This is a genomic window from Acinetobacter sp. neg1, from assembly GCF_000788125.1.
Taxonomy (GTDB): domain Bacteria; phylum Pseudomonadota; class Gammaproteobacteria; order Pseudomonadales; family Moraxellaceae; genus Acinetobacter; species Acinetobacter vivianii.
In genome coordinates this window covers 291,444-310,796 of record NZ_JSZD01000020.1, presented here as the reverse complement: position 1 = coordinate 310,796, position 19,353 = coordinate 291,444, and the positions used below count along the sequence as shown (strand labels likewise).

Below are 19,353 nucleotides of genomic sequence, written 5' to 3'. Positions count from 1 at the left end.
ATCATGTCGCAGCGTTCCCGAGTGCTGCCTGGGTTTGGTCTCTCATTAGGCTTCACCCTCGCTTACGTGTCTTTGATTGTGCTTATTCCTTTATCTGCTGTCTTTATCAAATCTTTAGGGATTGGATGGGATGGCTTATGGGAAATCTTAACTTCAGAACGAATTTTAAAGTCTTTACAACTGAGTTTTAGTGCTGCATTGATTGCTGCTTTGGTCAATGTGGTATTCGGCTTATTGCTGGCATGGTGTCTGGTTCGCTACACCTTTCCAGGTAAAAGAATCGTTGATGCATTGGTTGATTTACCCTTCGCGCTACCCACTGCGGTTGCAGGTATCGCATTAACCTCTTTATATGCACCTACAGGCTGGATTGGACAATATCTGTCCCCTCTCGGCATCGAAGTAGCTTATACCCCGATTGGTATCACACTGGCACTCATCTTTATTGGTTTACCTTTCGTGGTTCGTACCGTACAACCCGTATTAAGCGATATTGAAACTGAACTGGAAGAGGCAGCTTCTGCCTTGGGTGCCAATCGTTGGCAGACCATTACCAAAATCATTTTACCGATTTTATTCCCCGCTTTACTCACAGGTTTTGCTTTAGCTTTTGCACGTGGTGTCGGTGAATATGGTTCAGTAATTTTCATTGCAGGTAACCAGCCTTATAAAACAGAAATTGCACCGTTGATGATCATTTCTCGCTTAGAGGAATACGATTACGCAGGTGCAACGACCATTGCTGTGGTTATGCTTGTTCTGTCATTTGCCATCCTATTTTTAATTAACTTAGTACAAGCATGGGCAAGCCGTCGCACAGGGAGAGTTGCACAATGAGCTTAAATACCAACAGCAACACTTTAGCCCTCAAACTGCAAAGCAGAGATGCAACCCGTGAACCGACATGGGTACGTTATAGCTTAATCGGTGTGGCCTTAATCTTTTTCTTAAGTTGCTTACTGCTTCCTCTGATTTTGGTCTTTGTTGAAGCATTTAAACAAGGCCTAGCCGTTTATATCAACGCCTTAACCGATTCAGATACCTTATCGGCAGTAAAATTAACCTTACTTACAGCCGCAATTGCCGTACCCATTAATGTGGTGTTTGGTGTTGCAGCAGCATGGGCCGTTGCAAAATTCCATTTTCGTGGTAAAGCCATTCTCACCACCATTATAGATATACCATTTTCAGTCTCACCTGTGATTGCTGGCTTGATGTTAGTCCTGATTTTTGGTGCTCAAGGCTGGATGGGTGGCTGGTTAATGGACCATGACATCAAAATCTTGTATGCCGTACCTGCGATTGTATTAGCCACCATTTTTATTACTGTTCCCTTCGTAGCACGTGAGTTAATTCCTTTAATGGAAGCACAAGGGACTGAGGAAGAAGAAGCTGCCATTGTACTCGGTGCTTCAGGCTGGCAAACCTTCTGGAGAGTCACTTTACCCAATATCAAATGGGGTCTGATTTACGGTGTGATTCTGTGTAATGCCCGCGCAATGGGTGAGTTCGGTGCAGTATCCGTGGTTTCAGGTCATATTCGTGGTCAAACCAATACCTTACCGCTACACGTCGAGATTCTTTATAACGAATATACCTTTAGTGCTGCATTTGCTGTGTCATCGTTACTGGCATTTTTAGCGATTCTCACTTTGATCTTGAAAACGTGGCTCGAAGTCCGCCAAGAACAAGCAAATAAACATCAGCCCAATCACTAAGGAATAAACACATGAGTATTCAAGTTAAAAATATTGAAAAACACTTTGGTGCATTCCATGCGCTGAAAAATATCTCTTTGGACTTTCCTGAAGGTGAACTGGTTGCCCTACTTGGTCCTTCAGGTTGCGGGAAAACAACCTTATTACGTATCATTGCAGGATTGGAATCTGCAGATGGTGGTCAGGTTTTACTTGAAGGTGAAGATGCAACCGACATCCATGTGCGTGAGCGTCAGGTCGGTTTTGTATTCCAGCACTATGCCCTGTTCCGCCACATGACTGTTTTCGACAATATTGCCTTTGGCTTACGTGTTCGACCACGTGCAACACGCCCTTCGGAAGCTGACATCAAAAAACGTGTTACACGCTTACTTGATCTGGTGCAACTTGGTTTCTTGGCAGATCGTTACCCTGCTCAGCTTTCTGGTGGTCAACGCCAACGTATTGCATTAGCTCGTGCGCTAGCTGTTGAACCACGTGTTTTATTACTGGATGAACCATTTGGTGCGCTTGATGCGAAAGTCCGCAAGGAATTACGCCGTTGGTTACGTACCTTACATGATGAACTGCATATCACGTCGATCTTTGTGACCCACGATCAAGAAGAAGCTTTAGAAGTTGCAGATCAAATCATCGTGATGAACAAAGGTGATGTCGAACAAATTGGTTCACCACGTGCAGTGTATGAAAAACCAGCAACACCTTTTGTTTTTGATTTCCTTGGTCAAGCAAATCGTTTTGAAGCTGAGCATACTGGCGGTATTATCCGTATCGGTGATGATCGTATTCAGCTACCAAGTCTATTAGACGCACCACAAGGCAAAGTGATTGCATTTGCACGACCAAATGAATTACATATTCACACCCAACCTCAAGCCAATACCATTGAGGCAACGTTCTTACGTGAGGTGTGGATTGCAGGTCGAGTTGTGGCTGAATTACAAGATCGTAGTGGACGAACGATCGAAATTTTATTAAGTGTAGAAGAAGCGAACTTACATCAATTCAAACCAAATCAAACCGTTTGGATCAGTGCGGCTCAACTTCATTTATTTGCAGATCAATCAACGCAAGTTGCTTAGAATAATATCTTGAGGGCGGCTAAAATATCCTTGTGAAAATTTAGCCGATGCTCACTTTTTATGTGGAAAAACGATTATGAACTTTCAACAACTCAGAATTATTCGAGAAACTGTTCGCCAAAACTTTAATTTAACCGAAGCATCTGCGGCCTTGTATACCTCTCAATCTGGTGTCAGTAAACACATCAAAGATTTAGAAGATGAATTAGGTGTACAGTTATTTGTACGTAAAGGTAAACGCTTATTGGGTCTGACTGAACCAGGTCAGTCATTATTGAGCATCGTGGAGCGCATGTTGGTTGATGCCGATAATATTAAACGTCTCGCCGATGATTTTAATAAAGTTGACGAAGGTACACTGACGATTGCAACAACACATACACAAGCGCGTTATGTACTGCCGCCGATTGTGAACCAGTTCAAAAAATTATTCCCGAAAGTTCATTTAGTTTTACAACAAGCCAGCCCTGTTGAAATTGCAGAAATGCTCCTTCAAGGTGAAGCTGATATCGGCATCGCAACCGAATCGTTAACCACAGAAGAAAATCTGGCAAGTGTGCCGTATTATGAATGGCACCATAGCATTATTACGCCGAAAGACCATCCTTTAGCAAAACTAGATAAAATCAACCTCGATGTTTTAGCAGAATACCCATTGATTACTTATCATGGTGGTTTTACAGGCCGCTCTAAAATTGATAAAGCTTTTGAAGATGCACAATTGCACGCAGACATCGTGATGTCAGCTCTTGATGCCGACGTGATTAAAACCTATGTTGAACTAAATATGGGTGTCGGAATTGTCAATGATGTTGCTTATGATGCTGAACGTGACTATCGCCTACAACAAATTAAGACTGATGTGTTTGGTGTGAATACGACATGGATTGCAGTACGTAAAGGCCATTTATTGCGTGGTTATGGTTATGAATTTATTTCTTTATGCTCACCAGAAACAGATATTAAAGCTCTGAAAAGAGTGGCTTATCCAGAAGAATAAATTATCTAAAAATAAAAGGCGCATGATGCGCCTTTTATTTTGCTGATGAGCAGGTATAAAAAAACGAGCATGACGCTCGTTTTTTTATGTTGAATGCATGGATTAGAACTTGAAGCTCACACCCACTTTCGCAACTGGCATCCACTCATATTTACTTTTGTTTTCGATATTGCGTTCTTCTTTCGCAATTTCATCATTCAAGTTAGCACCGCTACCATTACTAGCTGTACCACCATTTACGTTTTGTAAAGATGCTGTTGGATTACCAGTATAGTAAGCACCAACCTCACCGAACACGCCAATGTTTTTATAGACTTGCGGTGCAATACCAACACCTACATATGGTGCGATATCATCTTTATAACTCATTTTACCTGCGATATGTACATCAGAAGTTGCGTTAAAGTCAGTATTGTTCACACTGAAGTTACGACCTTGACTTACACGACGATCAAGTTTGTAGTCATTATCTAAATAACCTACACCAGTAGCGACGTATAATGAGTTTGCAAACATATTTGCACTTGTACCCCAAGGACGAATCTCAGCATTTAAATATGCTGTTTTATTGTCCATATCTAGGTCATATTTAGAGCCATTAATTTTTAGATCATCTGACCAAGAAATATCGCCACCATTATAACCAAGGCTTAAGCTCACGTATGGGTTGACTTTATATGAAATTGCACCACCGTAACCTGTAGTACCTACCTCAGCACGAACTGAAACTGGATCTAAGTATGAAGGAAATGCATAAACAGATTCCTGCACGACTTGTTCATCTGCTGCAAATGCAGTGCCTGCAATCGCTGTTAATGCACCTGCTGCTAACATAACACGCAAAGCTTTCATTGAAGTCTCCTCAAAAATGCTCTTATTTAAAGTATAATTGTTACTGTGGACACAGGATAAAATAAATGACGCTATTTTTTTATACAGAAACTGATTACTTTTTGTTATTTTTTGATACAAATTCAAAGGAATTATGTATTTCTAAATTATAGATAAAAAACAATAGGCTCCATTTTTATTACAGATTTGTTGCTCAAATTTAAAACAATATATTGTAACTACTTTTTTCAAAGATTCTTGTCACAAATTAGTGTAAAATCTTCAAAATTTTTTTGGAAGAAGGAAGATCATGTCTCAGCTTTCTGCAATCATTGAGCAAGCATTTGAAGACCGTGCCAACTATAGTGCAGCGGACTGCCCAACTGAAATCCGTCAAGCTGTAGAAGAAGCCTTGACAGGTTTAGATAACGGTACACTTCGTGTAGCTGAAAAAATCGATGGTGAGTGGGTTGTTCACCAATGGTTAAAAAAAGCCGTTTTACTTTCATTCAAACTCAATGACAATAAGCCTATCGAAGCTTGTGATCTTCGTTTCTATGACAAAGTAGATACTAAATATTCAGGCTGGACTGAAGAGCAATTCAAAGCTGCTGGCGTACGTGTCGTACCACCTGCTGTTGCTCGTCGTGGTAGCTTCCAAGCTAAAAATGTGGTGTTAATGCCATCTTATGTCAACATTGGTGCTTATGTAGATGAAGGCACTATGGTTGATACATGGGCAACTGTAGGTTCGTGTGCACAAATCGGTAAAAATGTTCACTTATCTGGTGGCGTTGGTATCGGTGGTGTTTTAGAACCTTTACAAGCAAACCCAACCATTATTGAAGACAACTGCTTCATCGGTGCACGTTCTGAAATCGTTGAAGGCGTGATTGTTGAAGAAGGTTCTGTGATTTCAATGGGCGTTTTCATTGGTCAATCAACCAAAATCTTTGATCGTGAAACTGGTGAAGTTCACTATGGCCGCGTACCAGCAGGTTCTGTGGTTGTTGCGGGTAGCCTTCCATCAAAATGCGGTACTTACAGCTTATATGCTGCAATCATCGTGAAAAAAGTGGATGCAAAAACACGTGCAAAAACCAGCTTGAACGATTTATTACGCGCTGACTAATTTGTAATATATACGGAACTTAATGGTTCCTCGGAGCTTCTGTCGCTCCTCGTCTCTACGATCAGTCATGGTCGTAGAGATTTTGTTTTTTATGTAGCATTCTGCTTGTGTGGCACCTGTTTGTGGTAACTGTTTATGGCTTCCTTACGTTCTTCTGCAATTCCTGTCTCTGATCCTGCGGCTGGTTTACGCATCACGGAGATCTTTTACTCTTTGCAAGGCGAAGCGAATACGTTTGGTCTACCGACTGTTTTTATTCGATTAACAGGTTGCCCGTTACGCTGTAGTTATTGCGATACCACCTACTCTTTTGAAGGCGGTGAACGTTTATCACTTGAACAGATTATCGAAACAGCGAGCCAGCATAAAACACCTTATATTTGTGTCACAGGCGGTGAACCGCTTGCACAACCCAACTGTTTGATTCTGTTACAACGTCTGTGTGATCTTGGTTTTCAGGTTTCGCTCGAAACTAGTGGCGCTCTGGATGTTTCCAAGGTTGACCCACGTGTTTCAAAAGTTCTGGATTTAAAAACGCCAACTTCAAAAGAAGATCACCGTAACTTATATAGTAATCTTGACCATCTCACCCCACATGACCAGATTAAATTTGTGATCTGTAATCGTGCGGATTATGAATGGTCAAAACAACAACTTGAACAATTTCAGTTGCAAGACAAAGTGAGTACGGTTTGGTTCTCACCTGCTTTTGCAGTTGAAAAAGGTGCAGTTGCCCTGCCAGCATTGGCGCGTGACTTGGCCCAGTGGATTTTAGAAGACCATCTCCCTGTTCGCTTCCAGTTACAGTTACACAAACTGTTATGGAATGATGAATCTGGTCGTTAAAAGCTCATGAAAATCATGCTTTAAAACAGCAATGATTTTCCTCAAATTTATTTTAGGTTGAATAATGGAAAATAATATGCGTTCTCGTGCCATCGTATTATTGTCTGGCGGCTTAGACTCAACAACGTGTCTTGCTTGGGCACAGGCAAATTATGAATGTATCGCCTTAAGCTTTATGTACGGTCAACGTTCAACCACTGAACTTGATGCAGCCAAAGCGCTGGCTCAACGTGCAGGTGTAGAACACCGCATCATTAACATTGATTTAGGCAATTTAGGTGGGTCTGCGCTTACAGATCATAACATTGAAGTCCCAGAACAATTACAAGAAGGGATTCCTGTAACTTATGTTCCAGCACGTAACACAATTTTCTTATCTTATGCCCTTGCTGCGGCCGAAGTTTTTGACGCTGCTGCCATCGTAATTGGCATCAATGCTGTTGATTATTCAGGATATCCTGATTGTCGCCCAGAATTTATTGACGCTTTTGCCAATCTTGCACATTTAGCAACCAAAGCAGGCGTTGAAGGAAAACCTCTTAAAATAGAAACACCTTTGTTACATTTATCCAAAGCGAATATTATACGCTTAGGCATCGAACATGGCGTAGACTACAGTCAAACGGTATCCTGCTATCAGGCAGATGCTCAAGGACGTGCATGTGGCAAATGCGACAGTTGTCGTTTACGTCAACAAGGTTTTATCGAAGCAGGTATTGCGGATCCTACGCGTTACGCTGAATAATCGATATTAGGGTAAAAAATTAGGTACATTATATGAAGTTTTCTAAATCAAATCTTATTCTATCTACAATGATGTCAGCTGCTGCACTTTTTGCGACAGCAACTCACGCAGCTGATAATCCATTACAAACTGCGTATAAAAGTACCAATGTAAAAGCAGCATTGGTCAACGTATGTAAAGACCAGACTGCAAAAGGCGGTAAATTAACAGCGGCTGAAGTTAGCAAGTTCTGTGGTTGCCAAATTGATGCTCAAGGTAAAGTAACTGAAGCACAAAAATGGGAAATCCAGAGCGCAATCAATGCGAAGAAAAGCCCAAGCTCTTTAGGTTTTGTACAACAGCAAAATAAAGACTTACAAGCTTGTTTAGGTGCTCCACTTGTGACCAAGTTAGAGAAACTAACTGAAGAAGCAATGAAAGCTGCTCAACAGCAACAACAGGCTCCAAAAAAATAAGCCTGAATTGTTGAAAACAAAGCCTGCATTTATGCAGGCTTTTTTATTGGGCTTTGTTAAAATCCCCTTTATCTAGAATCAGTTGAATAACACCATGCAAGATCAATGGAAAACCAATGCCGAGCAACGACAATCTATTGTCTCGTTCAGTGGTGGTAAAGACAGTTCCCTCGCCCTATATCATGCGATGCAAACAGGCACTGTGATTGGGCTAATTGTCATGCTGGAAGAACAAGGTCAGCGTTCTCGTTCTCATGCGATGCCGCTGGATATTATCCGCGCACAAGCAGATGCGATTGCTTTACCCGTGTATATGACATCTTCAAGTTGGGCTGATTATGAAACAAAATTCATTGCGCTACTCGATCAAGCTAAACAACATGGTGCAGAAGTATTGGTAACGGGTGATCTTGATATGCCTGAGCATGGTTGCTGGCATGATCGGATCACCCAGCAAGTGGGGCTAAAACTGGGAATGCCACTTTGGTTACGCCCTCACCGTGAAGTGGTCGAAGAATTTATCAATTTAGGATTCAAGAGTGTCATCGTGACAGTCAACCTGAAACTAGGTATGCAAGTTGAAGATCTAGGTAAGATTTTAACCTTGGACTATATTCAGGAATTGGAAGATCGTGGCGTTGATCCATGTGGTGAAGGTGGCGAATTTCACACCACTGTGATTGATGGACCTATTTTTAACAAAGCTATTCCTGTACGAAACGGCGATATTGTTTATCATGAGGAATATGCTTTTTTACCGCTTGAGCTTGAGCAAAACTAATTTTATCGAAGGATGAACAATGTCTGAGAATATTCAATTACCCAATCATGTTTTCCTAACCACACAAGGTGAAATCAATCTTGCTGAAATCAGCAGTGAATGGTTGGTACTCTACTTCTACCCTAAAGATTCAACCCCTGGTTGTACCACTCAGGCGGTAGGCTTTTCTTGCTTAAAAGATCAGTTTGATGCTTTAAACTGCCAGATTATTGGTGTATCACGTGATTCAGTTAAAGCACATCAGAACTTTACAGAAAAACAAGCACTCAGCATCGATTTAATCAGTGACAAAGAAGAAGTGCTGTGCAAACATTTCGACGTGATTAAAGAAAAAAATATGTATGGCAAACAGGTGATGGGCATTGAACGCTCAACCTTTATTTTCCATAACAAACAGTTAGTGAAAAGCTACCGTAAAGTCAAAGCGGCTGGACATGCAGAACAAGTGTTAGAAGACCTAAAAGCCTTACAAACAGCTTAAGATGATTCAGTGAAAAAAGCGGATTCCATATCCGCTTTTTTTATTCAGACAAATTGATGTCCACTTTGTGCTTAGCGTATGATAAGAAAATTAAAAATAATTAAAAGATACTGAAAATGAATCCTCTAAAACTACTTCCTAGCCTTAGCTGTCTCATGTTCTTATCAGCGTGTAGTACAAGCACACCTGCAACATCACAACAGCAATCCTTCAACGTAGCGCAAATAGATAAATCAAGTGCCACAATACGCTGCCAAGATATACAAAATCCTGCCTATCAGCAGGTGATTCTGAATGCAATCAATCAAATTCGACAGCAGCCAAGACAATGTGGTGGACAACATTTTCCAGCAGTTGCACCCTTAAAATGGAATAATGCTTTATCCCAAAGTGCTTTTGCTCATGCACAAGATATGGCACAACACAACATGCTCGGACACGTCAGTAGTGCAGGTCACGATTTTAGAAGTCGTTTAAAGACACAATTTAAAGGCCACGGTGGTGGAGAAAATGTGGCGCGTGGACAAAATAACTTAAATGAGGTGATGGCAACATGGCTGGCAAGCCCCGTGCATTGTCGCAATTTGATGCATCCAAAATTTACAGACTACGCGCTAGCCTGTACAGTTGACCAATCAGCGAAACAAAAAAGTTATTGGACTCAACAATTTGGTGTTCGATAAAAAGGAATAAGCATGCAATCTGGCTCAATTACCCCCATTCTCCGTATTTTTGATGTCGAACTTGCCCAATCATTTTATCTGGACTATTTGGGCTTCCAACTCGACTGGCAACATACTTTTGGGGATAACTTCCCGCTTTATCTACAGATTTCCAAAGAGGATTGCATCATTCATTTAACTGAGCATTTTGGTGATGCCAGCCCACATAGTGCCATTCGTATTTATTGGGAGAATCTCAGTTTGCTTCATGCGGAACTGGATACAAAAGACTATAAATTTGCCAAGCCTCAAGTAGAGAAAACCGATTGGGAAACATTGGAGCTGAGTATCACCGATCCATTTTCAAATCGAATTATTTTTTGGGAAGATGCTTAATCTTCCCTTTGTCTCAAGATTCATCGATATTGGAACGGTCATTATCCTTAAATTTTTGCTGTAATTTCTGATAGATCGGCGATTTTTGAAATTCGCTCAAGAACTGGATTGTCCCTTCAGGGAAAAACTCAGTTTGAATCTCACCACGATAATAGGCTTCACGCATTGGTGTTGCTGAAATGGAATCTTTCAAACTCTCCAGTTCCACCATCTGCCACTCAGGAAATAAACGTAAATAATAGGAAGATTCATCCTTAAAATGACCGATTAAACCGACTTTTGCATTTGGCTGAATCACGCCATTGACCAAGTCTTTGACCTGTTTGACCCATTTCTCATCGTTATAGACATCGACCACATGGACAAAATGAATTCGCTTTTGATCTTGCTCAGAAAAGTTCGACAAGATCATTTGCTCACGCTCAATCGCCAGAAAAGGATTTTTGATATTCCGTTCCGATTGAGCCGAACCCAAAGCCAAGATCACGTTTTGACTTTTTTGTAATGCAATTTCAATGGTTTGCATATGTGCAAAATGAAATGGCTGGAAGCGTCCAATAAAAACAAGATAGTCAAATGTGTACATAGGCTTAATTTCACTTTTTTGTGAACTCATCAGTTGCGCCATTCTAATAAATATGCGACATAATGAGGGCACTTAAAATCAATCTGGATTAAAGCAAGGATAGTACGATGACACTTAGCTGTATTCAACAACCTCATCAACATTTGCAAGCAAATTTAGAAGATGGCGTACTCACCTTAGCCATTAACCGTTCAGAAGCAAAAAATGCACTCTATGGCGAACTTTATCTTTGGATCGCAAAAGCTTTGGATGAAGCCGATGCAGATAAAGAGGTTCGCGTGGTAATTTTCCGCGGTGCAGAACAAGACTTTACGGCGGGTAATGACATGAAAGACTTTATGGGCTTTATTCAAAAGCCACATGAAGGCAAAGCTGGCGATCAACCTCCATTTGTATTATTAAAAGCAGCCGCTCGTTTTTCAAAACCCCTCATTATTGCGGTGAAAGGTGTCGCAATCGGAATTGGTGTCACGATTCTATTACATGCGGATATGGTATTTGCAGATAACACTGCTCTGTTCCAGATTCCATTTGTTAGCCTTGGTTTATCTCCAGAAGGTGCAGCAAGTCGTTTATTGGTAAAACAGGCAGGCTATCAAAAAGCAGCCGAGTTATTATTCACAGCGAAAAAATTTGATGCAGCAACTGCGGTACAAGCAAATCTAGTCAATGATGTGGTTGAAGATGTGTATGCGACAGCGCAAAAGACAGCGCAACATTTAGCAGCATTACCATTGGCTTCGATCAAACAAACTAAAGCACTCATGAAACAAGACTTGGCAGATATCATTGCATGTGTCGATGATGAAGCTGAAATTTTCATGCAACGTGTACGCTCACCAGAAATGATGGAAGCGGTACAAGCCTTTATGCAAAAGCGTAAACCTGATTTTTCTCAGTTCAATTAATCACTGCATTAATCATTAGAACAAACCACTTAGCCTAAAAGTTAAGTGGTTTTTTATTTTGTGTATCCATATAGATATTTACGAATAGACCGTCTAAGCTCGATTCTGATTAAAACTAAATTTCAAAAATATGAAAGTCGTCATTGCTCCAGACTCTTTTAAAGACAGCTTATCTGCGCATGATGTTGCAGAAGCGATTGCTTTAGGTTGGCAACAGGTTTTTCCTAATGCAGAAATCATCACTTGCCCAATGGCAGATGGCGGTGAAGGATCAATTGAAGCTGTTTTAGCGGCTTGTTCAGGTCAATGGCGTGAGCAGATGGTACAAGGCCCACTTGGGCAACCCGTATTAGCAAAATGGGGCTGGTTAGAAACTGAAAAAATTGCCATCATTGAAATGGCTCAAGCCAGTGGTATCCAATTGGTGCATCCCTCAGAACGTGATGCATGTATCAGCAGTACATTTGGTACAGGTGAGCTGATCCTCGCTGCTTTGGATGCAGGTGCAAAAGAAATAGTATTGACTGTGGGTGGCAGCGCAACCAATGATGCTGGTACGGGGCTTTTATCTGCTTTAGGCGCTAAGTTTTTAGATGCAGATCATCAAATCTTGCCTGCTGGTGGTCTTGCCCTGCAAAATCTGGTACAGATCAATATGGAGAATTTTAATCCACGGATTCAACAAACTAAATTTTTATTGGCTGCTGATGTGACCAATCCACTTTGCGGCCCTAATGGTGCATCTCATATTTTTGGCCCGCAAAAAGGTGCTTCACCAAATCAGGTACTTGAACTGGATCAAGCATTGTCACATTTTGCTGATGTCACAACACAATTGCTTGGCATTGATCAACGCAATGAAGCTGGTGCGGGAGCAGCAGGTGGACTTGGTTTTGCTGCAAAAACTTACTTACAAGCCGAGTTTAGATCGGGTGTGGAAGTGATTGCAGACCTGAACCAGCTTGCAGAAAAAATCCAAGACGCGGATTGGGTGATTACAGGTGAAGGAAAGTTTGATGAGCAGACTTTAAATGGTAAAACCCCTTTCGGTGTCGCCAAAATAGCACAAGCAACCAATATTCCTGTGATTGTAATTGCAGGAACGCTTGGGCAAAACTATCAAGCTTTGTATGAGCACGGTATTAGGGCTGCCTTTTCTTTAACCTCAGGCCCAACCAGTCTAGAAGAAGCCTGTCAAAATGCAGCAGAGCTGATTCGTGCACGGACAACCGATATCGCCCGATTAATTCTGGCCAGTTTAATTAAACCTAATCAAAATCAATGAATCTCTAAAATCTGGATAAACTCAAAGGCAGGCTCTTCATAAGGATGGCTTGCCTTTAAAGCTTTTGCTACTGCACTGGCCTTTTCTTCTGTGACAATGGTTTCAACTCGCCATTCTTCAAGCTGCTCGAGTTTATCCAATTGTCCTAAAAAAGGATCTGCACCTTTTACAGGCTTGAATTGCCCAATGCCTTTGACTTGCCAAGCACAATATTCGTAGTTTCCAATTCCACCCGCACCTGCTTCAAAGATTGCTTGTTTGGTAGATTCCAAATGAGATTCTGGCACGTAATAAATCAGCTTTAGCATCGTAAAATGACTCAAATCGAAATCAATGAGATTTCAATCATAACGTGATAAAAGCTGAACAATCAAAGTGGAAGATTGATAAGGAGATAACTCACGATGATAAATAGCAGCTGAATAAGCACAGTTAAGCCAAACCAAAACCAGCCTTTGTCTTTTGAATGGCTTGCTCTCAAATAGTTTTCATTTTTCATCATGTTGCTCTCTCATATCTTATTTATTATTGAAATATGAGAAGCAAGAATTGAGCCAATTAGAAAAGATGTAATACTAATATAAAGAATGGATGCTCTGTAATCATATTAAATAATTAGCTTCTCTCTCAAAAATGCCAATGCTTCCTGAAAGCTCTGATGCCAACTCTCATTTGGCTTTTGATTTAAAGGAAACCAAAAGAACTCAAAATCTAAGCCACCGTCATCCTGACAATGATGTATCCAAGTTTCAGCTAAATCTGCGTTGACTTCACATAAATAGAAATACCAATCTTGCTGATTAGATTTGAGTTTTAAATTCCCCATAAACTTGGGATTTGCTTTAGCATTTAACCCTGCTTCTTCAAATAATTCACGGATTGCAGCTTCATCATATTTTTCCTTTTGCTCTATTGTCCCTTTAACCAATTGAACCCCTGCAAGTGGATGCCGAAAAGCCAATATTTCCAAGCCATGCTTTTGATGTCTTAAAATTACTGGAACAACTTTTTTCATATTTTCTTATCTTCCGAGCATCAACGACTTAACTATCAGAACTTAATATTTTTAACTGCCTTCTCTCGTACAGTGTCATCGCAAAAGCCAAACCACACAAAATCACAAAGCCACTGGTCATCGGAATCAAGGTACCGTTATAAAGCTGCCCAATAATCGAAGCGAGAATTAACGAAAGTACAGATGAAGATGCTCCAATAATCGCCGAAGCCATCCCTGCCACATGCCCCATCGGTTCCATTGCAATCGCATTGAGATTGCCAAACAGTGTTCCAAACAATAAAAACAAAATGCAGGCATACAACATAAACATCCAGAATGAAACGGCAATACCGGCAAGCTGAACGATGAGGAACAGCAATGAAATTAAACATAGGCCAAGAAAGCCATAAATACAAATAGGACGCATCCCAAACTTCATGACAATTCTAGAATTAGTAAAGGAAGCAATCCCCATCACACCTGCTAATAACGCAAAGTAGGCACTAAATTCCTGCCCTGTTTTGCCAAATTGCTGCATAAAGATTTGTTGTGAAGTCCCAAGATATCCAATAAAACCGCCAAAACAAAAACCTGCACATAGCAAATAACTCATGGTGGTTTTATTGCTCACCACTTCTTTGAAGCCATCTTTAAATGCTTGTACACGCATCGGCAAACGATTTTCAGGCACTAAAGTTTCTTCTAGCCTTAAAGCGACCCAAGCTCCAACAGCTATGGCATAGACCATATACAACACAAAAATATCGCGCCAACCGAAGAAATGAATAATCAGTTGTCCCAAACTGGGTGCAATCGCAGGTGCGACCATAAATACCATCATGATCAAAGACATGATGCGTGCCATTTGTGCACCACTATATTTATCCCGAACAATAGAAATCGAAGCAACATACGGCCCAGAAACACCTACACCCTGAATAAAACGCCCGACCAAGAACCATTCAAAACTTTGGGTGGAATAGCACAACAAGCTTCCTAAAAAATAGATCACGATGCCTGTAAATAAAATTCGTTTTCGTCCAATTGCATCAGACAATGGCCCTGCAATCAGTTGCCCGATGGTCATTCCTGAGAAAATACTAATGATGACCCACTGTGCCTGATTGCTATTTTGCAGGGTAAAAACTCGGCCAATTTCACCCAATGCGGGTAAAACAGCATCAATAGAGAAAGAAACGATGGACATTAACAATGCCATCAGTAATGCGAATTCGTGGAAATGGATTTTTGATTTCATTTTTCTTGTCCATTGATCATTATTTTATATTGAATTAAATAAGCCACCTGACGGTGGCTTATTGCATGGATTTAATTAACCAATAAATTTACGTGCATTACGGAACATACGTAACCAAGCACCATCTTCAGCCCAGTCTTCTGGCTTCCAAGAATGCTGTAAGGCACGGAAGTTACGCTCTGGATGCGGCATCATTACGGTTGCACGACCATCTTTAGACGTTTGACCTGTAATCGCTTCAGGTGAACCATTCGGGTTCAACGGATAGTGCTGAGTTGGATTACCCAAGCTATCCACATAACGTAAGATCACTTGGTTTTCAGCATTTAACGCAGCAATTTGCTGTTCAGTTGCAACCAGACGACCTTCACCATGCGCAACAGCGATTGGTAAAATCGAACCTTGCATATCTTCAAGCAAGACTGAAACTGATTTTTCTACGCGTACGTTAACAGCACGTGCTTCAAATACTTCTGAGGTATTACGGTGGAAACGGCCCCAATGCTCTGCACCTGGAATCAGTGGTGCAAGTTGCGACATCATTTGACAGCCATTACATACGCCTAAGCTGAATGTGCTCTCACGATGGAAGAACTGTTCGAATTGATCACGCAATTTTGCATTGAACAATACTGATTTCGCCCAGCCACCGCCAGCGCCCATCACGTCACCGTATGAGAAGCCGCCACACGCCACTAAACCTTCGAAATCACTCAAGCTGACACGACCTGCAAGCAAGTCACTCATGTGTACATCGATAGTATTGAAGCCAACTTTGTCAAATGCAGCAGCCATTTCAACATGACCGTTGACACCTTGCTCACGCAAGATTGCCATGTTTGGACGACGTGTATTGATAAACGGCGCTTCAACAGGCTCATTCAAATCATAAGTCGCTTGTGCAATCAAACCTTTGTGGTTTTTATCTGCAATCAATGCAAATTCTTGATCAGCCGTTTCAACATTGTCACGTAAGCGCTGGATTTGGTGTGACACTTCTGCCCATGCTTGTTGTAATTCAGCACGTTCTAAAGTTAAACCATTAACAGCCAATTGATCAGTTGTATTAACACGACCAACTACAGCAATTGCATCTTTTAAGCTAGAAGCTGCGATTTCTGCCTGCAAAGCTTCCCAATCAGTTGCTTTGATTTGAAGTACTGCACCAATTTCTTCAGCAAATAAGCTTTCAGTGGTTTGATTCTCTAATGCAACACCTAAGCGTGAAGCAAACATCATTTCAGCAACAGTCGCCAATAAACCACCATCACCGATGTCATGGTAAGCCTTGATCACACCACGATTGTTCCAGTCTTGAATCAAGGCAAAGAATGCTTTGAAGTCATCAAAACTATCGACATCAGGTGTAACAGAACCAATCGCTTTATATACTTGTGCAAGGATCGAACCACCTAAACGGAACTGCCCTTTAGATAGGTCAATACGAACCAATACCGAGTCTGCAAGGTTTTTAAGCTCAGGCGTTAAGGTTTTACGTACATCTAAAACTGGTGCAAATGCAGTGATCACACCTGTCATTGGCGAAGTCACTGCTTTCTCTTCACCATCATTCCATGTGGTACGCATTGAAAGTGAGTCTTTACCGACTGGAATTGCGATGCCTAATGCAGGACACATTTCCATACCAATCGCTTTCACGCCTTCAAACAGTGCTTGGTCTTCTCCTTTTTGACCAGCAGCAGCCATCCAGTTTGCAGAAAGTTTAATATCGCTAATTTGTTCAATGTTTGCACATGCAATATTGGTAATTGCTTCAGCAACTGCCAAACGAGCAGATGCTGCTGGATTTAACAATGCAACTGGTGGACGTTCGCCCATTGCCATTGCTTCACCGGTAAAGCCTTGCAAGCTTGTGGTCGTTACTGCAGCATCTGCTACAGGAACCTGCCAGCGACCGACCATCTGGTCACGTGCAACCATACCCGTAATCGAACGGTCACCAATGGTGATCAAGAACGATTTAGATGCCACTGTAGGATTTTTCAATACGCGGAAAATCGCATCTTTTAAATCAACTTTTGCTGCATCAAAGTCGTTGCCTGTACGCTCGATCGTTTCATACGAACGTTGCATACGTGGCGTACCACCCAACATCACTTGCATCGGGATATCGACCGCATTATTTTCAAACAATGGGTCTTCTACGGTCAAATGACGCGCTTCAGTTGCTTCACCAAGCACCGCAAACGGACAACGCTCACGTGCACAAATTTCTTCAAACTGTTCTAAAGATTCTGGGCGAATCGCAAGTACATAACGCTCTTGCGCTTCGTTTGACCAGATTTCCATCGGGCTCATACCTGGCTCTAAAGATGGAATCTTACGAAGGTTAAGAACTGCACCTAACTCATGATCATTCACAAGTTCAGGCATAGCATTTGATAGACCACCCGCACCCACGTCATGTACAGACACGATTGGGTTAAAGTCTTCTAAACGCCAGCAAGTATCGATGACTTCTTGGCAACGGCGTTCCATTTCTGGGTTTTCACGTTGTACTGAAGCAAAATCAAGACTTTCACCCATGGTACCGCTATCTACAGAAGACGCTGCACCGCCACCAAGACCGATTAACATTGCAGGGCCACCCAAAACAATGAGCAAGTCACCCGGTTGAATCGCATCTTTCTCTACGTGGTCAGGACGAATGTTGCCGTAGCCACCAGCGATCATGATTGGCTTATGGAAGCCTTTCACTTCACCATTTACATTCTGTTCGAAAGTACGGAAATAACCATTTAATGCAGGACGACCAAATTCGTTATTAAATGCCGCACCACCCAATGGACCTTCAATCATGATCTGTAATGGCGATGCCATACGTGAAGGTTTGCCGTAGTTTTCTTCCCAAGGTTGTTCAAAACCAGGAATATTCAAGTTCGAAACAGTAAAGCCTGTTAAACCAGCTTTTGGTTTACCACCACGACCTGTTGCACCTTCGTCACGGATTTCACCGCCCGAACCTGTTGCAGCACCCGCAAATGGAGAAATTGCTGTTGGGTGGTTATGGGTTTCCACCTTCATCAGGATATGTGCAGCTTGGCTCTTATATTTATAAACAAAGTGACCATTTTCATCCGCTTTCGGATAAAAACGCATGGTGTCATAACCCACAATCACAGACGCATTATCTTTATATGCCGATAACACGTCGGTCGGAGATTCTTTATAGGTATTCTTAATCATCTGGAACAATGACAATGGCTGTTTTTCGCCATCAATTGTCCATTCAGAACCAAAGATTTTATGACGACAATGTTCAGAGTTTGCCTGTGCAAACATCATCAACTCGATGTCATTCGGATTACGACCCAGCTTGGTAAATGCTTCGGTTAAGTAATCAATTTCCTGCTCAGATAAAGCAAAGCCAAACTCATTGTTGGCTTTAACTAACGCTTCTTTACCTTGACCCAAGATATCAATTGAGTTCAACGGCTTCGGCGCTGTTTCCGAGAATAATGCTTTTGCATCTTCGATTTGAGCAAAAACATTTTCAGTCATACGGTCGTGTAATGCCAGTTTTACTTCATTCGAAATCTCGGTTACACCTTTCAATGTAAACAAAAGACCACGTTCTAAGCGATGAATTGGCGTATTACAGTTTTTGAAAATATCGGTTGCTTTAGATGACCACGGTGAGATTGTTCCTACACGCGGGGTGACTAAAATCTGGATTTCATCACTTGCAGCTTGGCGAAGTTCGAAAGATTGACCATCGTTTAAAAGTTGTAATGCCGATTGATGTTGCTGCTCGTTGAGCGCTTGATCAAACAAATAAACCCACTGGCTGTCAAAAGATTGAACAGAACTCATTGACGTTAAGCGATTTAAGAGTTGAGCTTTCTTGAAAGAAGAATGTGCTGATGCACCGGCCACGATAAACATGTTGACTTTGGCTCCACGGGCGGGTCTAACGAACCTACCACAATGTGACTTATAAGAGAGCGCATATTCTACTGTGAAAGCCTCATTTCAGCTAGCTATATCTACCTTAAAATAATCAAAATTTGTTTGATAACAGCCTACTGTTCGTCAAGTAAAATTTGATAAGTCGATGAATTATATAAATAGACTTTTTATTTTGATCGAAATACAAACTTACGATCTTATTATTTGGTTTTACAACATCATATCGATTTCCGCGCTCCACCGAATATACAGTAGAATGA

The 19,353-nt window shown here is 41.4% G+C and carries 21 protein-coding genes; 14 read left to right on the top strand and 7 right to left on the bottom strand.

All coding sequences use genetic code 11. From position 1 onward, the window contains the following. Positions 1 to 3 precede the first annotated feature (3 nt). The 4 genes from cysT to PJ15_RS15680 all read left to right on the top strand — a co-directional run bounded on the left by cysT (position 4) and on the right by PJ15_RS15680 (position 3,800). Entirely contained in the window at positions 4 to 837 is an 834-nt protein-coding gene (gene cysT / locus PJ15_RS15695) for a sulfate ABC transporter permease subunit CysT (RefSeq protein WP_047432406.1), read from the top strand. Continuing rightward, a complete protein-coding gene (cysW, locus tag PJ15_RS15690) occupies positions 834 to 1,718 on the top strand; it encodes a sulfate ABC transporter permease subunit CysW (protein ID WP_047432404.1) in 885 nt (294 codons plus the stop codon). The genes cysT and cysW overlap by 4 nt, the downstream gene beginning before the upstream one ends. Before the next feature lie 11 nt (positions 1,719 to 1,729). Further along, the gene (locus tag PJ15_RS15685) at positions 1,730 to 2,800 is read left to right on the top strand and encodes a sulfate/molybdate ABC transporter ATP-binding protein (RefSeq protein ID WP_047432401.1); all 1,071 of its coding nucleotides are present in this window, start codon (positions 1,730 to 1,732) and stop codon (positions 2,798 to 2,800) included. A gap of 76 nt (positions 2,801 to 2,876) precedes the next feature. Then, the gene (locus PJ15_RS15680; RefSeq protein ID WP_004771487.1) at positions 2,877 to 3,800 is read left to right on the top strand and encodes a CysB family HTH-type transcriptional regulator; all 924 of its coding nucleotides are present in this window, start codon (positions 2,877 to 2,879) and stop codon (positions 3,798 to 3,800) included. Between the two features lie 102 nt (positions 3,801 to 3,902). On the opposite strand, the gene carO is transcribed toward PJ15_RS15680, so the two are convergent. After that, the gene (gene carO / locus PJ15_RS15675) at positions 3,903 to 4,652 is read right to left on the bottom strand and encodes an ornithine uptake porin CarO (protein ID WP_005256807.1); all 750 of its coding nucleotides are present in this window, start codon (positions 4,650 to 4,652) and stop codon (positions 3,903 to 3,905) included. Between the two features lie 289 nt (positions 4,653 to 4,941). On the opposite strand from carO, the gene dapD reads away from it, so the two are divergent. From dapD to PJ15_RS15635, 8 genes are all read left to right on the top strand, one after another. Next, positions 4,942 to 5,763: a 2,3,4,5-tetrahydropyridine-2,6-dicarboxylate N-succinyltransferase gene (dapD, locus tag PJ15_RS15670; protein ID WP_004771483.1), complete on the top strand. Its 822-nt coding sequence runs from the start codon at positions 4,942 to 4,944 to the stop codon at positions 5,761 to 5,763. A 135-nt stretch (positions 5,764 to 5,898) separates the two neighbouring features. Further along, entirely contained in the window at positions 5,899 to 6,609 is a 711-nt protein-coding gene (gene queE / locus PJ15_RS15665) for a 7-carboxy-7-deazaguanine synthase QueE (protein WP_005151835.1), read from the top strand. A 76-nt stretch (positions 6,610 to 6,685) separates the two neighbouring features. Continuing rightward, positions 6,686 to 7,354: a 7-cyano-7-deazaguanine synthase QueC gene (gene queC, locus PJ15_RS15660; RefSeq protein ID WP_199949367.1), complete on the top strand. Its 669-nt coding sequence runs from the start codon at positions 6,686 to 6,688 to the stop codon at positions 7,352 to 7,354. Positions 7,355 to 7,386: 32 nt separating this feature from the next. Further along, positions 7,387 to 7,809 carry a hypothetical protein gene (locus tag PJ15_RS15655; protein ID WP_005292853.1) on the top strand — a complete coding sequence of 141 codons (423 nt, stop codon included), beginning with the start codon at positions 7,387 to 7,389 and terminating at the stop codon, positions 7,807 to 7,809. Between the two features lie 94 nt (positions 7,810 to 7,903). Further along, complete coding sequence (locus PJ15_RS15650) at positions 7,904 to 8,590, top strand: diphthine--ammonia ligase (RefSeq protein ID WP_047432394.1); 687 nt, start codon at positions 7,904 to 7,906, stop codon at positions 8,588 to 8,590. A gap of 19 nt (positions 8,591 to 8,609) precedes the next feature. After that, a complete protein-coding gene (locus tag PJ15_RS15645) occupies positions 8,610 to 9,071 on the top strand; it encodes a peroxiredoxin (protein ID WP_047432391.1) in 462 nt (153 codons plus the stop codon). Between the two features lie 116 nt (positions 9,072 to 9,187). Further along, positions 9,188 to 9,754: a CAP domain-containing protein gene (locus PJ15_RS15640; RefSeq protein ID WP_047432388.1), complete on the top strand. Its 567-nt coding sequence runs from the start codon at positions 9,188 to 9,190 to the stop codon at positions 9,752 to 9,754. A 12-nt stretch (positions 9,755 to 9,766) separates the two neighbouring features. Next, positions 9,767 to 10,129 (top strand): glyoxalase superfamily protein, encoded by a 363-nt coding sequence (locus PJ15_RS15635; RefSeq protein WP_047432386.1) that lies wholly within the window; start codon positions 9,767 to 9,769, stop codon positions 10,127 to 10,129. A gap of 13 nt (positions 10,130 to 10,142) precedes the next feature. On the opposite strand, the gene PJ15_RS15630 is transcribed toward PJ15_RS15635, so the two are convergent. Next, on the bottom strand, positions 10,143 to 10,715 hold the full coding sequence (locus tag PJ15_RS15630; RefSeq protein ID WP_171248617.1) for a nicotinate-nicotinamide nucleotide adenylyltransferase: 573 nt from the start codon (positions 10,713 to 10,715) through the stop codon (positions 10,143 to 10,145). 107 nt (positions 10,716 to 10,822) lie between these two features. Between PJ15_RS15630 and PJ15_RS15625 the strand changes: the two genes are divergently transcribed. Together PJ15_RS15625 and PJ15_RS15620 are read left to right on the top strand one after the other, a co-directional pair. Then, the gene (locus tag PJ15_RS15625; RefSeq protein ID WP_047432383.1) at positions 10,823 to 11,623 is read left to right on the top strand and encodes an enoyl-CoA hydratase-related protein; all 801 of its coding nucleotides are present in this window, start codon (positions 10,823 to 10,825) and stop codon (positions 11,621 to 11,623) included. Between the two features lie 130 nt (positions 11,624 to 11,753). Beyond that, a complete protein-coding gene (locus PJ15_RS15620) occupies positions 11,754 to 12,908 on the top strand; it encodes a glycerate kinase (RefSeq protein ID WP_047432380.1) in 1,155 nt (384 codons plus the stop codon). On the opposite strand, the gene PJ15_RS15615 is transcribed toward PJ15_RS15620, so the two are convergent. From PJ15_RS15615 to purL, 5 genes are all read right to left on the bottom strand, one after another. Further along, positions 12,902 to 13,216 carry an NGG1p interacting factor 3 protein, NIF3 gene (locus PJ15_RS15615; protein WP_047432377.1) on the bottom strand — a complete coding sequence of 105 codons (315 nt, stop codon included), beginning with the start codon at positions 13,214 to 13,216 and terminating at the stop codon, positions 12,902 to 12,904. The two genes, PJ15_RS15620 and PJ15_RS15615, sit on opposite strands and share 7 nt — an antisense overlap. Before the next feature lie 62 nt (positions 13,217 to 13,278). Next, positions 13,279 to 13,410 (bottom strand): KGW motif small protein, encoded by a 132-nt coding sequence (locus PJ15_RS18900; protein WP_264673642.1) that lies wholly within the window; start codon positions 13,408 to 13,410, stop codon positions 13,279 to 13,281. 105 nt (positions 13,411 to 13,515) lie between these two features. Then, the gene (locus PJ15_RS15610; protein ID WP_047432374.1) at positions 13,516 to 13,923 is read right to left on the bottom strand and encodes an NUDIX hydrolase; all 408 of its coding nucleotides are present in this window, start codon (positions 13,921 to 13,923) and stop codon (positions 13,516 to 13,518) included. 28 nt (positions 13,924 to 13,951) lie between these two features. Beyond that, positions 13,952 to 15,163: a multidrug effflux MFS transporter gene (locus PJ15_RS15605; RefSeq protein WP_047432373.1), complete on the bottom strand. Its 1,212-nt coding sequence runs from the start codon at positions 15,161 to 15,163 to the stop codon at positions 13,952 to 13,954. A 75-nt stretch (positions 15,164 to 15,238) separates the two neighbouring features. Further along, entirely contained in the window at positions 15,239 to 19,069 is a 3,831-nt protein-coding gene (purL, locus tag PJ15_RS15600) for a phosphoribosylformylglycinamidine synthase (RefSeq protein WP_047432371.1), read from the bottom strand. Positions 19,070 to 19,353 lie beyond the last annotated feature (284 nt).